General features: G+C 62.5%; 14 protein-coding genes. 8 read left to right on the forward strand and 6 right to left on the reverse strand.

The features are described 5' to 3' along the window. Positions 1–34 precede the first annotated feature (34 nt). Together INQ47_RS11855 and INQ47_RS11860 are read right to left on the reverse strand one after the other, a co-directional pair. Positions 35–754 carry an OmpA family protein gene (locus tag INQ47_RS11855; protein WP_404701740.1) on the reverse strand — a complete coding sequence of 240 codons (720 nt, stop codon included), beginning with the start codon at positions 752–754 and terminating at the stop codon, positions 35–37. A gap of 77 nt (positions 755–831) precedes the next feature. Further along, positions 832–1,524 (reverse strand): OmpA family protein, encoded by a 693-nt coding sequence (locus tag INQ47_RS11860; RefSeq protein ID WP_252459593.1) that lies wholly within the window; start codon positions 1,522–1,524, stop codon positions 832–834. A gap of 159 nt (positions 1,525–1,683) precedes the next feature. Here INQ47_RS11860 and INQ47_RS11865 point away from each other — a divergent pair, with 159 nt between their 5' ends. From INQ47_RS11865 to INQ47_RS11880, 4 genes are read left to right on the forward strand one after another with little or no spacing between them, the layout of a single operon-like run. Next, positions 1,684–2,178 (forward strand): DUF6231 family protein, encoded by a 495-nt coding sequence (locus tag INQ47_RS11865; protein WP_021785828.1) that lies wholly within the window; start codon positions 1,684–1,686, stop codon positions 2,176–2,178. 2 nt (positions 2,179–2,180) lie between these two features. Beyond that, entirely contained in the window at positions 2,181–2,657 is a 477-nt protein-coding gene (locus INQ47_RS11870; protein WP_404701741.1) for a YchJ family protein, read from the forward strand. 2 nt (positions 2,658–2,659) lie between these two features. Beyond that, a complete protein-coding gene (locus INQ47_RS11875; protein ID WP_021785826.1) occupies positions 2,660–3,133 on the forward strand; it encodes an LEA type 2 family protein in 474 nt (157 codons plus the stop codon). A gap of 7 nt (positions 3,134–3,140) precedes the next feature. Continuing rightward, a complete protein-coding gene (locus INQ47_RS11880; RefSeq protein ID WP_003254900.1) occupies positions 3,141–3,338 on the forward strand; it encodes an SEC-C metal-binding domain-containing protein in 198 nt (65 codons plus the stop codon). A gap of 151 nt (positions 3,339–3,489) precedes the next feature. Here the strand turns inward: INQ47_RS11880 and INQ47_RS11885 are convergent, their stop codons facing one another. From INQ47_RS11885 to INQ47_RS11900, 4 genes are read right to left on the reverse strand one after another with little or no spacing between them, the layout of a single operon-like run. After that, positions 3,490–4,392 (reverse strand): pyridoxal-phosphate dependent enzyme, encoded by a 903-nt coding sequence (locus INQ47_RS11885; protein ID WP_404701742.1) that lies wholly within the window; start codon positions 4,390–4,392, stop codon positions 3,490–3,492. Next, a complete protein-coding gene (locus tag INQ47_RS11890; protein WP_252458475.1) occupies positions 4,389–5,600 on the reverse strand; it encodes an MFS transporter in 1,212 nt (403 codons plus the stop codon). The genes INQ47_RS11885 and INQ47_RS11890 overlap by 4 nt, the downstream gene beginning before the upstream one ends. Further along, positions 5,597–6,385, reverse strand: coding sequence for an alanyl-tRNA editing protein (locus INQ47_RS11895; RefSeq protein WP_404701743.1), 789 nt, complete (start codon positions 6,383–6,385; stop codon positions 5,597–5,599). The genes INQ47_RS11890 and INQ47_RS11895 overlap by 4 nt, the downstream gene beginning before the upstream one ends. Then, on the reverse strand, positions 6,382–7,095 hold the full coding sequence (locus INQ47_RS11900; RefSeq protein ID WP_181004818.1) for a serine O-acetyltransferase: 714 nt from the start codon (positions 7,093–7,095) through the stop codon (positions 6,382–6,384). Before INQ47_RS11900 ends, INQ47_RS11895 begins: the two co-directional genes overlap by 4 nt. Positions 7,096–7,267: 172 nt before the next feature. Between INQ47_RS11900 and INQ47_RS11905 the strand changes: the two genes are divergently transcribed. The 4 genes from INQ47_RS11905 to INQ47_RS11920 all read left to right on the forward strand — a co-directional run bounded on the left by INQ47_RS11905 (position 7,268) and on the right by INQ47_RS11920 (position 13,949). Beyond that, positions 7,268–8,608 (forward strand): PLP-dependent aminotransferase family protein, encoded by a 1,341-nt coding sequence (locus INQ47_RS11905; protein WP_404701744.1) that lies wholly within the window; start codon positions 7,268–7,270, stop codon positions 8,606–8,608. A gap of 102 nt (positions 8,609–8,710) precedes the next feature. Next, positions 8,711–11,152, forward strand: coding sequence for a penicillin acylase family protein (locus INQ47_RS11910; protein WP_404701745.1), 2,442 nt, complete (start codon positions 8,711–8,713; stop codon positions 11,150–11,152). A gap of 125 nt (positions 11,153–11,277) precedes the next feature. Continuing rightward, positions 11,278–12,294: a ligase-associated DNA damage response exonuclease gene (locus INQ47_RS11915; protein ID WP_404701746.1), complete on the forward strand. Its 1,017-nt coding sequence runs from the start codon at positions 11,278–11,280 to the stop codon at positions 12,292–12,294. After that, the gene (locus tag INQ47_RS11920; protein ID WP_404701747.1) at positions 12,291–13,949 is read left to right on the forward strand and encodes an ATP-dependent DNA ligase; all 1,659 of its coding nucleotides are present in this window, start codon (positions 12,291–12,293) and stop codon (positions 13,947–13,949) included. Before INQ47_RS11915 ends, INQ47_RS11920 begins: the two co-directional genes overlap by 4 nt. The last annotated feature ends 6 nt before the right edge of the window (positions 13,950–13,955 follow it).

Genomic DNA, 13,955 nt, shown 5'->3' on the forward strand with positions numbered 1-13,955 from the left:
TTCACGGTAATGCCAAGGCAGGCGCCAACACCACTCAGTTGAGGTGCAGTTCCACCCGTCGGTTGCGCGCGCGGCCCTCGTCGGTTTCGTTGTCGGTAGCCGGCTCGCTTTCCCCGCGGCCCTGGCTGGTGACCTTGCCCATTTCCAGGCCCTGACCGATCAGGTACTCGGCCACGCTGCTGGCGCGGCGTTCGGAAAGTACCTGGTTGTAGCTGTCGGAGCCCACACTGTCGGTATGCCCGATCACACGAACCTTGGCCACCGTCGGTGAATTGAGTTTCGCCACCAGACCTTGCAGACGTTGCTGGGCCGCCGGCGTCAGTTCGTCGGAGTCAAAGGCGAACATCACCGCGCCGTTGTCATCGATGGTGATCACCTCTGGCGAGGGTTCGGATGCACTGGCAGGTGGCGCGACCGGGTACTGTTTCAGTGGGCAACCCATGTGGTCGACCGCAGTGTTGGCAGGGGTATCGGGGCAGTGATCACGTCGGTCGAAAATGCCGTCACCATCTTCGTCACCGTCCTGGGCGTAACAAATCAGCCCCCCGGCGATGGCGCCCAAGGCACCACCACCGGCAGCCCAGGAAGAACTCTCGATGGCGCCAAGGCCACCACCGACCAAGCCGCCCAGCAGGCTGCAGATGGGCCAGGTCCTTTGGTTGAGGGGCGCGCTGCCATCGCTGTGCGTGGCACAGCCCGCGAGCAGGCTGGCAGCCACCAACAGCGGCAATGCCGCCTTCGACGTCACACTCATGCTGAATGCTCCTGTGTCATTGGCCACAAACTGAAGACGCGCCCGTGCCACTGCTCAAGGCACGGGCGCACGCCGCCTTACCGCTGGATCTTGATCTCGGTACGACGGTTCATGGCACGCCCTTCGGCTGTGGCATTGTCTGCCACCGGCTGGGTTTCACCCGCGCCGACCACCGAAACGAAGCTGCTGCGCGGTACACCGCTGTCGACCAGGTAATCGGTCACCGAATGGGCGCGTCGCTCGGACAGTTTCTGGTTGTAGCTGTCGGAACCGACGCTGTCGGTATGGCCGCTGACGCTAAGGCGGGCAGATGGCGCTTCCTGCTTCAGGCGCGTGGCAATGGTATTGAGGCGCTCTTTGTCACTGGCAGTCAGGCGCGCAGAGTCGAACTCGAAGTGCACATCACGGATGACAATGACTTCTTCCTTCTGCACCACCACTTCTTCGACCACCGCGACCGGCTCAGGCGGGCATCCGTTGGCATCGACCTGCACACCACGCGGGGTGCCAGGGCATTTGTCACGGCTGTCGGGCACGCCGTCGCCATCCTCGTCGCCATCGCCGTGGGCCCAGCAATAGCCCGCCGCCAGGCCACCGCCCAGCAACGCACCCCAGCCAGCCCAGCTGGAACTTTCGATGGCGCCCAATGCGGCGCCGCCTACACCCCCGACGGCGGCACATTTCGGCCAGTCGGTTTTTTGCAAACCTGCACAACCAGTCAACACACTGGTGAGCAGTACCAGGGGTATCGCTGTGCGTACTATGCTCATTTCATTGCTTCTCCTAGGGGGAATCGGCATAAGACCGATCTCTGGGAGTAAAGACCGCTCATCCCAACCCTGCCAGCAATAAGCTACGTCACGGCCACATGCCTCTTTGCCCACACGCCGCAGCCCGCTAGTCTTGGACGACTAGAACGAGGAATGGCAATGACCGAAGGTTTTTCCAAACGCACCCCTCAACAGGCCCTGGCAGCCCTGCTCGAGCGCTTCACTCCGCAACGCCTGCTGCTGGTAGGTACGCGCTTTCCGGCGCTGGACGCCTTCGCCCAGGCGCACCCCCAGGTGACCATCGACATCGCCGCCCCTGGTCCGCTGCCGGCCGAACTGGCTGCCCAGCGCTTTGACCTGGCGGTACTGGTGGACTGCCTGGAACACTTGCCCAAGCGCACCGGCCTGGAGCTGCTCGGCGGCATTCGCAACCTCAATGCCAGCCGGGTTGCAGTGCTGGCCGACCTGGCCGCCTGCGGCTGGCAGGACACCGACTTTTTCGCCCTGGCCCTGTCGGCCAGCGAGAAATTCTGCCGTGACCAACAGGTTTTGAGCCTGTTCACCTATGATCTACATGACTATAAGCAGGTCCCGGACTGGCTCAACGCCAGGTTCTGGGCCAACCCTGAAAACTTCGGCAAGTACTGGTGGTGATGATGAGTGTCTCGGTCTGCCCTTGCGGCAGTGGCAACCTGCTTGACGCCTGCTGCGGGCATTACCATGCCGGTACCCCGGCACCGGATGCCCAGGCACTGATGCGCTCACGCTACAGTGCGTACGTGCTGGGCCTGGTCGACTACCTGGTAGCCACCACCCTACCGGTCCAGCAAGCCGACCTGGACCGTGCGGCCATGGCCGACTGGAGTGCACAGAGCACCTGGCTGGGCCTGGAGGTGGAGAGCGCAGAAGTGCTGGGCGGCCAGCCGGAACACGGCTTCGTCACCTTCACCGCGCGCTGGCACGACCAGGAAGGCGATCATCAGCACCGCGAACGCTCGGCCTTCGTCCAGCATGCCGGTCGCTGGTACTTCATCGACCCGACGGTCGGGCTGAAGGCCGGGCGCAACGACCCCTGCCCTTGCTCCAGCGGGCACAAATTCAAGAAATGCTGCGCCAGCTACGTAGGAAACTGAACATGATCAAGCGCACCCGTCTGCTACTGCTCGGTGCGCTGCTGACATGGCTGACGGGCTGTGCCAGTTGGGGCGAAGACTGGCGCGAGCCCGAAGTGCACCTGGTCGAGGTCGAAACGGTCAAGGCCAGGTTGCTGGAACAGGAGTTCGTGTTGCATGTGCGGGTCGACAACCCCAATGACAGCCGCCTGTTCATTCGCAACGTGTCGTATGCAATACGCCTCAATGACCTGCTACTGGTGCAGGATGAAGCCAGCGTGTGGCGCAGCGTGGGCGGGCATGCACGGCGCACTTTCAAGATCACCGCACGAACCAACCTGTGGCAGCACCTGAAACCACTGGCCAAACTGCTGAGAAGCAAGCAGCCGCTGCATTACACACTGCAGGGTGAACTGGCGACCGGGTTGCTCATCCATCGGGACCTGCACATATCACGCAGTGGTGAGATAATCCCCGGCGATCACATACCGGAGTAACCCTGCAATGTCCCAACAACCCCACGTTCATGGCCCTGACTGCAACCATGACCATGATCACCACCACGACCACGGCCATGTACACGGCCCGCACTGCAACCACGGCCACCAGGAACCGGTACGAAACGCCCTGAAGGACGTTGGCCGTAACGACCCGTGCCCGTGCGGTAGCGAGAAAAAGTACAAGAAGTGCCACGGCGCCTGATCGACTGACTCGATAAAAATCTGAGAGATTGCACGATCACTGTGGGAGCGGGCGCGCCCGCGAACACGGGCGAAGCCCGTGCCATCCACAGCGTCGCCTATTCCCACAGGTACCGTGCCAGCCTCTGGATCATGAGCCTGACACAGGTGGGCTATGCGGCTTTGCGCCGGTTAGCCCCCAGCAGGTCCTGGTACCAGAGGCCGGCATCATAGGCGATGGTCACCAGGGTGCTCTCGACATACCGCGGGAGCTGGGCCATGCGCTGGGCAACCGCCAGACAGGCAGCGGCTGTATTACCGACGAAAATGCCACTCTGCATGTAGAACCAGCGCTGTGCGGCCAGCATTTCTGCATGGTGCACCTGGGCCCGCTCGTCCACCAGCGACCAGTCCATGAACGGCGGACAAACGCCCACGGCCATGCCTTCAAAACGATGATCGGCGAACACGCCAGCCCTCGAATCACAGCCATTGGGATCGACCAGTACCGTCGACACCTCGAAGCCATGGTCCTTCAGCCCCAGGGTGATACCCGTGAAACTGGCGCCAGTACCCGCACAGCCCACGAACAGGATCTGCCGCCCCGCCCCGGCGCTGGTCAGTTGCATGGCCAGTTCGCTGGCGGTCTGATAGCGATGGGCCTCGATGCCTACCGGGTTGTTGAACTGGTCGGTGTAGAAGTATGACTTGCCCAGTGCGGCCTGATTATCCAGGTGATGCATCACCACGTCCTTGGGTGTGGCACCGGCCATCAGCATTTCCTTGCCAATCAGTCGGGCACCGAAACACTCCAGCAGATCCCGCTTGGTCTGGCTGAAACTCAGCCCGACCGCCAGCTCTACGGCGACCTGGTACTTATGACAAGCCGCCAGCAAGCCAAAGCCGAAACTGCCACCGGTCTTTTCGATGACGGTCGTCACCCCGGGAATGATGTCGCCCCTGCGCACGGCATGTTCGACGATCTGCCGCGCCGCCCGGTATTTGTGGCTACCGCCCGGGTTGTTCATTTCCAGTTTGGTGTAGATGCGATCGCTGACACTGATGAGCTCGCTCATTTGCGGCTACCTTCCATTGAAGTATGCAGGCCGGCCTTGTTCTGCAGCAGCCCGGCAGTGGCAACCAGCAGCCCCATGCAGAGGACCATGCAGATGGCATTGGTACCGTCCCAGCCGACCGAGCTCAGCAACAGCGAAGGGCTGAATGCGCCGATGGTGGCAAAAACGGCAATGGCCAGGTCGTTCTTGCCCTGCATCTGCATCGCAGCCGGGCTGTTCTGCAGTGACTGGGCCAGCAACGCACCTCCGCCTACATAAGTGAGGTTCCAGCCCAGTCCGAGGGCAATCAGTGCCAAGGTCATCATGGCGTAGCTGTGCGACCAGATATTCATCGCCGAGCAACCGATCAACAGGGCCAGGCCCGCGCAAATGGTGGTCTTGATACCCAGCCGCTGGATGATGGCGCCGGTGAAGAACGACGGGGCAAACATGGCGATCACATGCCACTGGATCGCCAGTCGGACGTCAGTGAAGTCTTCGTGCATGTGTTTCATGTGCATCGAGGCCTGGATCATCAGCAGGTTCATGATCCCGTAGCCCAGCGCAGCCACAGCCATTGCCACAACCACGCTCGGGCCTGCCGGCTCGGCACGGGTGCTTGCCGGTTTTGCTGTGCTGTTGACCGCGCTGGCCGTGCCCGCATCATTGGGCAGGCACAGGGCAATCAACAACGACAGCAGCGCCAGGCCGACAAACGCGGCATAACACAGCGAAAACAGTGGGAAGCCACCAACATCACGCAGCCACTCGGTAAGCGTTGGCCCGACGACAGCCGCGATGACCCCGCCAGCCACGACCAGCGAAAGCGCCTTGGGCTTCAAGGCCTGGGACAGATTGTCGGTTGCCGCGAACCGGTTGAAGTTGGCGAACGCGATGTACACACCCAATGCAGAGTGGCTGAGGACCAGCGTTGGAAAATGCTGATGCTCCACCGCCAGAAAGCCGCTGACGCCAGACAGCGCCAGGGGAATCGCGCCCAGCATGAATGCCTTTTTACGGCCGATGCGGCTCATCAGCCTGGAGACCGGATAGGTTGCCAACATCAGGCACAGAAACTGGAACCCGTACGGCACTGTGGACCATGCGGCATCAGGCGCCAGCGAGGCCCCGACAATGGCGGCCATCGTCACCGACATCACGGCAGTCGTCAGGTTGATCGACTGTGCGGTGAAATACAGGTACGTGCGCCGCGGTAATGTGCTGTTCATAATGCGTGCTCGTGATAAGTGGACAGGTCGATTTCCGCCTCGGGGAACACGCAGATCAGCCGTTCCTTGCCTCTACCCAGCCGTTTGCGCTTGACGCCAAGGCGCCCGATGCGCCGCGGTGAATCGAGGTGGGTGCCACCGCAGGGGATTTCGATCCCGTTGTAGGTCCACAAACGTGCGTCTTCCAGGCCTTGAACCGCGTAGTGCTCGATGGGCGCATCGCAGCCGATCAGTTCATTCGCCCGCCGTTCTATTTCAAGTACGTCTTCAGCCGTGAACGCATCCTCGACCAGGAAGTCGAAGCGTGCCGTGTCCTCTTTGATATGGCAGCCGATAGTCCATTGCTTCAGCTCTTCACGCAGCCCGATGGCGGCGGCATACAGGAAGTGGCTGGCACTGTGAGACAACGTCAGCCGTTCGCGCCGTTCAATATCGATAGTGACGCGGGCCGGCATGCCTGCGGTGACTTCATCCAGCAAGTGCAAATCATCAGGGTGCACACTGTGAATAATGATGCCGCCCAGTTTTCCGCCTTTGAAACCCTCCAGGCGAATAGGACTACCGTAGAGTTTTTTAACCCAGACGAATCGCACGGTACCCACCGGTAATTCAATCGTGCCGAAGTCCGCTTCCTGGCCACCACCTTCCGGGTAGGCCACCGTGCTCAGCAACTCGATGCCGTCACTGTGCACACGCACTACTTGAGTATCCGCGCCCGCCAGGTACTGATCTTTGTAATACAGTTTTTCGGTATTTCTTAAAACTTCATAGTTAAGAGAGTTCATGCTTCCAATACCACCTGCAATGATGTTTTAACCTGCACCCGGGCAGCGGCCGGGACGTCTTTGGTAACAATGCAGCCCGGCCCGATAAACGCGCCGTCACCCACATGAATAGCGCCCAGCACACTGGCGAAAGCGCCGATCTGTACCCGGTTACCCAACGTCGGATGCCTGGGGCTCGAGGGGTTGTCACTGATACCGCGGGCGCCCAGGGTTACACCGCCAAGCACGTAGCAATCGTCACCAATGGTCGATGTTTCACCAATGACGGTGCCCATGCCGTGATCGATGATGAAGCGCGCACCGATGCGGCTGCGGAAATGGATCTCCGCCCCCGACAGCATTTTTCCGCGCCTGGAGATCATGGCGGCCAGGCATTGGCCGCCGGCGCCGTAGATAGCGGCGCTATTGTTGTAGATCCAATGGGCAAGCCGATAATGCAAAACCGCAGAATAAGAGGTGTAGGTTTTTGCAATGAATACCAGGTCGCGGCCGGCAGCCGGATCTTTCATGGCAAATGCCTGCAAATCGGCATGTGCCTGTTCAGTCACACTTTCAATGACCGATGTTTCTTTCAGTGCTTCGAACTCGACGATTGAACAACACTCCAATAACGCCGAGGTCACAAGATTCTTTACAACTTTGAATGACTCCAGTTCGTCAGGGACAGGAAGCCTGGCAATGACGGCTGATTGCATGTCCATAGGGTGCATGGGCTTGATATCCAGTTGTCTGGTCTGCACAGACGCTATAAGTGCCGCCTTTGTTGGCAGCCGAAAGTTTCGACACAGGGATATTGGCATGTACTGGCCATTTGCAAACGAACAGTCGACAAGCATTTCCGTTAACTGTTAGGCTTTTTTTTCTAACGGTTTCGGACCTGCCATGATCCCCTGCAGCCTTCATCACCTGTTGAAACAACGCCTGGATGCAGGCGAGTGGTTGCCCGGGCAACGCATGCCCTCCATCCGCAAGCTGACCGCTGCAGTCGACTTCAGCTACCACGACGTCGTGTCGGCCTATGCCCAGTTGGTCAGCGAAGGCGTGTTGACGGCATCACCCGGCCGTGGCTACTTCGTCGCAAACCGGACGCGTCAAACCAGCGTGATCCACGAACCCGAATGCATGGCCGGCGATCCGCTGTTCCGGCTGTTGCAGGGCGGCCAGCACTTCACCAAGCTGGGCAGCGGATGGCTGCCCCCGGCGTGGCGCGACACCGAACTGCTGGCCAAGGCAATTCGGCGCACGGCGCGGCTGGAGCAGAGCTCGCTGGCAGAATACGGCGACATCCAGGGCTACCTGCCCATGCGCAAACAGCTGTGCGTGCACATGAAACGGCTGACCCGTGTCGAAGCCCGCCCCAACCAGTTGCTGACCACACTGGGTGCCACGCAAGGCCTGGACCTGGTGGCACGATTGCTGATCAAACCAGGCGACCACGTTTTCGTCGACGAGCCGGGCAACGGCAACCTGATCAAGCTGATCCAGCTGGCGGGCGGGCACGTCGTCGGCATTCGGCGGACCCAGGACGGGCCGGACGTGGAAGAAATGAGAAGCCACCTGGCCAAGCACAAGGTCAAGGCGTTTTTCTGCAACAGCACCTTCCACAACCCGACCGGCAGCAACATCAGCCCGCACAACGCCTTCAGCGTCCTGCGCCTGGCGGTGGAGCACGAGTTCTTCGTGGTCGAGGATGATGTGTATGGGGACTTCAGCCCCGCCGTGCGCCAGACCTTTGCCGAGCTGGACAACCTCGACCGGGTTATCTACATCGGCAGCTTCTCCAAGTGCCTGTCGGCATCGCTGCGCGTGGGGTTCATTGCCTGCTCGCAAGACCTGATCGAGCCGCTCACACGCCTTAAACTGCTGACCTGCGTTGCCGTCCCCGCGTTTTGCGAACGCTTCGTCAACACCATATTGTCAGATGGCACCTATGCCCGGCACATGAAGGACGTGCAGCAGCGCCTGATTCGCCAGCAAGTGCAAACCCAACGCTTGCTGCTCGAGCGCGGCTGGCAGTTCGACATTGCACCACAAGGGGGGATGTTCCTCTGGGTCTACCACCCGGACCTGCCCGACCTGCAACCTTTCATGCGCAAACTGGAGCAGCACAAGATCCTGCTGATGCCGGGCTCTGCATTCGCGGTGAGCCGTGACTATCAACGCTACACGCGTATCAATTGCACGCATTTTTCCGACACCTTGGCTGAGCACTTCGACGTTTGAGGCGCGCAATCAAATAAACCGACCTGGGACCTTGCACGGCGCCTGCGCGCTTACTACCTTAGCGCCTTTCCAAACCAGCCTCGCCTTGCAGGAGCCCTTGCCATGGCCGCCCCCGCCTTTCCTCCCTTCCGCCTGCGGTTCGCAACCGCTGCCACCCTGCTCGGCATGCTCGGGCTGGCCGGCTGCCAGATGGGCGGCTACCAGGATAGCGTGCCACCGAGCAGCGGCGTGCAGCCGCTCAAGGGCCTTGCGCAGAATGTTTCGGTACGGCGCAATGCCATGGGCGCGCCACTGATCGAAAGCAGCAGCTTCCATGATGCGCTGTTCAGCCTGGGCTATGTGCATGCCAGCGACCGCATCGAACAGATGGTCGCCATGCGCCTGCTCGCCCAAGGCCGTCTGGCCGAACTGGCCGGCAGCGAAGCGCTGGACATCGACCGCCTCATGCGCGCCGCCAACCTCAAGCAGAGTGCCGCCCAGCAATACGCCGACGCATCGCCACGGCTCAAGCGCTTCTTCGAAGTGTACGCGCGCGGGGTCAACGCCTACCTGTTCCGCTACCGCGACAAGCTGCCAGCCGGCCTGGCCAGCAGTGGCTATCGCCCCGAATACTGGAAGCCTGAAGACTCGGCGCTGATCTTCTGCCTGTACGCGTTCAGCCAGTCGGTTAACCTGCACGAGGAACTCAGTGCCCTGACCCTGGCGCAGAAAGTGGGTAGCGACAAGCTGGCCTGGTTGCTGCCCGGGGCCCCGGACGAGCCGTTGGCCGAAATGGAAGTGGACAAACTCAAGGGCCTGAACCTCGCCAGCCAGTTGCCGGGGCTGCCGGCCCTGGCGGCTGCCAGCCAGAAGCTCGCCGACCTCGACCTGCTCGGTAGCCCGGGGTCGGCCAACCTGGCCCTGGGCCCGCAGCGAAGCCGCAGCGGCAAAAGCCTGCTGGCAAGCGACAGCCGCGCCGGCTGGGCCTTGAGCCCGGTACAAATCAATACCAGCAAGTACCAGGTCGCCGGCCTGTCCTTGCCCGGCCTGCCGATTGTGCTGGCCGGCTACAATGGCAAGCTGGCCTGGAGCAGCAGCGCGGTGATGGCCGACAATCAGGACGTGTTCCTCGAGCAGCTGCGCCGCCAAGGCAATCAGCTGAGCTACCTGGCCGACGGTAAATGGCTGCCGGCCCGCACCCGTAGCGAAACCTTCTTTGTCCGTGGCCAGCGACCCGTGCGCGAAGTGATGTACGACACCCGCCACGGCACCCTGCTGGCCCAGCCAGAAAACGCCAGCCTGGGCCTGGCGCTGAACCTGCCACAGTTCAAAGGTGATCGCAGCCTGGATGCGCTGTTCGACCTGACGCGGGCCAAGAACCTGGAACGGGCCTTCGACAGCACACGTGAAGTGACTGCTGCTGCCGTCAACTTCGTTTTCGCCGAGCCAGAGCACATCGGCTGGCAAGTCAGTGGCCGCTACCCCAATCGCCGCGAAGGCCAAGGCTTGCTGCCCTCGCCGGGCTGGGACGGGCGTTACGACTGGGACGGCTATGCCGACCCGATGCTGCACCCATACGACCAGGACCCACCCGCGGGCTGGATCGGCCATGCCAACCAGCGCAGCCTGCCGCGCGGCTATGGCATGCAGCTGTCCAGCACCTGGTACTACCCCGAACGCGCCGAGCGCCTGGCACAGCTGGCCGGCAACGGCCGCCACGACAGTCGCAGCCTGATGGCCCTGCAGAACGACCAGGTGACCTTGTTGGCCAACAAGCTCAAGCAGATGTTCGACGCCCCCGGCATGGCCCAGCCTCTGAAGCAGGCGATCGACGCCCTCCCCGCTGCGCAGCGCGACAAGGCCCGCGAAACACTGGCCCGGCTCAAGGCTTTCGATGGCCGCCTGAGCCCGGTGTCGGCAGACGCCGCGCTGTACGAGTTGTTCTTGCAGGAGGTCGCTCGACAGACCTTCCTTGATGACCTTGGCCCGGCGTCCAGCCCGGCCTGGCAGGCGTTCGTCAGCAATGCACGTTTGTCGTTCTCGGCGCAGGCCGATCACCTGCTGGGCCGCGATGACAGCCCTTTTTGGGATGACCGCACCACGCCGCAAAAAGAAGACAAGCCCGCCATCCTCGCCCGCAGCCTGGCGGGAGCAATGGAGGCCGGTATCGCGCAACTGGGTGCCGACCGACGCACCTGGCAGTGGGGCAAGCTGCACCAGTACCGCTGGCCGGCACCGGCCTACCATGGCCTGGGCGATGCGATCAGCCGTGCGCCGCTTGCCGCAGGCGGCGACTTCACTACCCTGGCCCTCACACCATTCGCCTGGGGCAGCGACTTCGACACTCGCCTGCCAGCCTCGGCACGGATGATTGTGGACTTCGGCCAGGCCGAACCCTTGCAGATACTGACCAGCAGCGGCCAGTCCGGCAACCCGGCCAGCGCGCATTACCGCGACGGGCTGGATGCCTGGTTCAAAGGGCGCTTCATGAGCCTGCCGCTGCAACAGCAGCACTTCGACAGGGCGTATGGCAGCCAGCGGCTTACGTTGGTGCCGGGGCGATAAGGGCGCGCTTGAGGGAAGCCCGAGGGGGCCTGGAGAACTTTTTCAGCAGCCCCCTCCACATCCATCCGAACTAACGCCTTGCACCACATATCCTAACGGGTAAGCCCAGAACCAGTGCCCGTGCCATGGACCTTGTCATCGCCCGCCCCGAAGGCCTGTACTGCCCGCCCGGAGATTTCTATATCGACCCCTGGCGGCCCGTGGACCGGGCTGTCATTACCCACGGCCACGGCGACCACGCGCGCACCGGCAATGGCCATTACCTGACCGCCAGCCCCGGTGCCGGCATTCTGCGCAGCCGCCTGGGCCAGGACATCAATTTGCAGACCCTGCCCTACGGTGAGCGCCTGCTGCACCACGGTGTGACGTTGAGCCTGCACCCGGCCGGGCACGTGCTGGGTTCGGCGCAGGTGCGCATGGAGTACCAAGGTGAAGTCTGGGTTGCATCCGGTGACTACAAGGTAGAACCCGATGGCACCTGTACGCCCTTCGAACCGGTGGCGTGCCACACCTTCATCACCGAATCGACCTTCGGCCTGCCGATCTACCGCTGGCCAAGCCAAAGCGAGACCTTCGCCGACATCAATGCCTGGTGGCGGACCAACAGTGAACAGGGCAAAGCCTGCGTGCTGTTCTGCTATGCCTTCGGGAAGGCCCAGCGGATTCTGCATGGGCTGGATGCCAGCATCGGCCCGATCCTCGTGCATGGCGCCATGGAGTCGCTCAACCGGGTGTACCGGGATGCCGGTATCCGCCTGCCGGAAACCCGCTACGCAGGCGACATCCCGCGCAACGATCCACTGCTGCGCCAGGCACTGATCCTGGCCCCCCCATCAGCCAGCGGCAGCAGCTGGCTGCGCCGTTTTGGCGATTACAGTGATGCCTTCGCCAGCGGCTGGATGCTGCTACGCGGCGCCCGCCGACGGCGCGGCGTGGACCGGGGCTTTGTGCTGTCCGACCACGCCGACTGGCCCGGCCTGCTCTGGGCCATTGGCCAGACCGGTGCCAAACGGGTAATGGTCACCCACGGCTCGGTCGACGTACTGGTGCGCTACCTCACCGAGCAAGGCCTGGATGCCCGCGCCTTCGTCACCGAGTATGGCGACGAGGACGATGCGCCGAACACCGCCCCCTCACCATGAAAGCCTTCGCTACGCTGTTCCTGCGCCTGGACGCGACCACCTCCAGCAACGCCAAGCTCGAGGCACTGCGCGACTACTTCGAAATGACGCCCGCCGAAGATGCTGCCTGGGCGGTGTATTTCCTGGCCGGCGGGCGCCCACGCCAACTGGTGCCCACCCGCCTTCTACGCGAACTGGCAACGGCACTGGCTGGCCTGCCGGACTGGCTTTTCGAAGAAAGCTATCAGGCCGTGGGCGACCTGGCCGAGACCATTTCGCTGCTGCTGCCGCTGCACGCTGATGGCAGCGAGGACGGCCTGGCCACCTGGGTGGAACAGCATTTGCTGCCCCTGCGCGGGCTGCCGCCTGAGCAAGTCAGGCTGCGCCTGCCACCGCTCTGGGCCCGGTTGGACCGCGCCAGCCTGATGCTATGCCTGAAGCTGATCACTGGCAGCTTTCGCGTGGGCGTGTCAAAGCTGCTGGTCACCCGCGCCCTGGCACAATTGGCCGGGCTGGACGCCAAACGCGTGGCCCAGCGCCTGGTCGGCTACACCGATACAGGCCATCGCCCTACTGCAGCCAGCTACCAGAGGCTGATCGCTCCAGAGTCCGCCGATGAACACAGCCAGCGCGGCGGCCAGCCCTACCCCTTCTTCCTGGCCCATCCGCTGCAAGTGTCCAGCGATCAATTCGATACCCTGCTCGGTCCACCAAGCGATTGGCAAATCGAGTGGAAGTGGGACGGCATTCGGGCGCAGGTGGTGAAGCGCGATGGCCAGCTGTGGGTGTGGTCGCGCGGCGAAGAACTGGTTACCGAGCGTTTCCCCGAACTGCATGGTCTGGCACAGACGTTGCCCGATGGCGTGGTGCTCGATGGCGAGATTCTGGTCTGGAAACCCGGTGAAACCGAGGCGGAACTGGCCGTGCAGCCTTTCGCCTTGCTGCAACAGCGCATCGGTCGCAAAACGCTGGGCAAAAAGCTGCTGAACGATGCGCCGGTGGTGTTGCAGGCCTACGACCTGTTGGAGTGGCAGGGCGATGACTGGCGCAGCCGCCCGCAGCACGAACGCCGAAGCCAGCTGGAACGCCTGGTGGATGAACACCCACTTGCCCCCGTGCTGTTGTCGCCTTTGCTGCAAGGCCCGGACTGGACCGACCTTGCCCGCCAGCGCGAGCAATCGCGCAGCCTGGGGGTGGAGGGCTTGATGCTGAAGCAGCGCGAGGCCCTTTACGGTGTGGGGCGCACCAAGGACATGGGCATTTGGTGGAAGTGGAAGATCGACCCGTTCAGCGTCGATGCGGTGCTGATTTATGCCCAACGCGGCCACGGCCGCCGGGCCAGCCTGTACAGCGACTACACCTTTGCCGTATGGGATGCACCGGCAGGTACTCCTGGTCGGACGCTGGTGCCCTTTGCCAAGGCCTATTCGGGGCTCAGTGACGAAGAAATGCGCAAGGTCGACGCCATCATCCGCAAGACCACGGTGGAAACGTTCGGCCCGGTGCGCAGTGTGACGCCAACACTGGTGTTCGAGCTGGGCTTCGAAGGCATCGCCCTGTCTCGCCGCCACAAAAGCGGTATCGCCGTGCGCTTTCCGCGCATGCTGCGCTGGCGGCTGGACAAGCCGGTGGAGGAGGCAGATGACCTGGCCACCTTGCAGGCGCTACTGACCTGAAAAAGT

Origin of the sequence: Pseudomonas sp. 3HC3, from assembly GCF_044904505.1 — a bacterium.
In the GTDB taxonomy this organism is placed as follows: Bacteria; Pseudomonadota; Gammaproteobacteria; order Pseudomonadales; family Pseudomonadaceae; genus Aquipseudomonas; species Aquipseudomonas putida_Y.

Excerpts from the sequence above, each read along its gene's own strand:
- INQ47_RS11855 (WP_404701740.1), bottom strand. The coding sequence starts at position 754 with ATGAGTGTGACGTCGAAGGCGGCATTGCCGCTGTTGGTGGCTGCCAGC.
- INQ47_RS11860 (WP_252459593.1), bottom strand. The coding sequence starts at position 1,524 with ATGAGCATAGTACGCACAGCGATACCCCTGGTACTGCTCACCAGTGTG.
- INQ47_RS11865 (WP_021785828.1), top strand. The coding sequence starts at position 1,684 with ATGACCGAAGGTTTTTCCAAACGCACCCCTCAACAGGCCCTGGCAGCC.
- INQ47_RS11870 (WP_404701741.1), top strand. The coding sequence starts at position 2,181 with ATGAGTGTCTCGGTCTGCCCTTGCGGCAGTGGCAACCTGCTTGACGCC.
- INQ47_RS11875 (WP_021785826.1), top strand. The coding sequence starts at position 2,660 with ATGATCAAGCGCACCCGTCTGCTACTGCTCGGTGCGCTGCTGACATGG.
- INQ47_RS11880 (WP_003254900.1), top strand. The coding sequence starts at position 3,141 with ATGTCCCAACAACCCCACGTTCATGGCCCTGACTGCAACCATGACCAT.
- INQ47_RS11885 (WP_404701742.1), bottom strand. The coding sequence starts at position 4,392 with ATGAGCGAGCTCATCAGTGTCAGCGATCGCATCTACACCAAACTGGAA.
- INQ47_RS11890 (WP_252458475.1), bottom strand. The coding sequence starts at position 5,600 with ATGAACAGCACATTACCGCGGCGCACGTACCTGTATTTCACCGCACAG.
- INQ47_RS11895 (WP_404701743.1), bottom strand. The coding sequence starts at position 6,385 with ATGAACTCTCTTAACTATGAAGTTTTAAGAAATACCGAAAAACTGTAT.
- INQ47_RS11900 (WP_181004818.1), bottom strand. The coding sequence starts at position 7,095 with ATGCACCCTATGGACATGCAATCAGCCGTCATTGCCAGGCTTCCTGTC.
- INQ47_RS11905 (WP_404701744.1), top strand. The coding sequence starts at position 7,268 with ATGATCCCCTGCAGCCTTCATCACCTGTTGAAACAACGCCTGGATGCA.
- INQ47_RS11910 (WP_404701745.1), top strand. The coding sequence starts at position 8,711 with ATGGCCGCCCCCGCCTTTCCTCCCTTCCGCCTGCGGTTCGCAACCGCT.
- INQ47_RS11915 (WP_404701746.1), top strand. The coding sequence starts at position 11,278 with ATGGACCTTGTCATCGCCCGCCCCGAAGGCCTGTACTGCCCGCCCGGA.
- INQ47_RS11920 (WP_404701747.1), top strand. The coding sequence starts at position 12,291 with ATGAAAGCCTTCGCTACGCTGTTCCTGCGCCTGGACGCGACCACCTCC.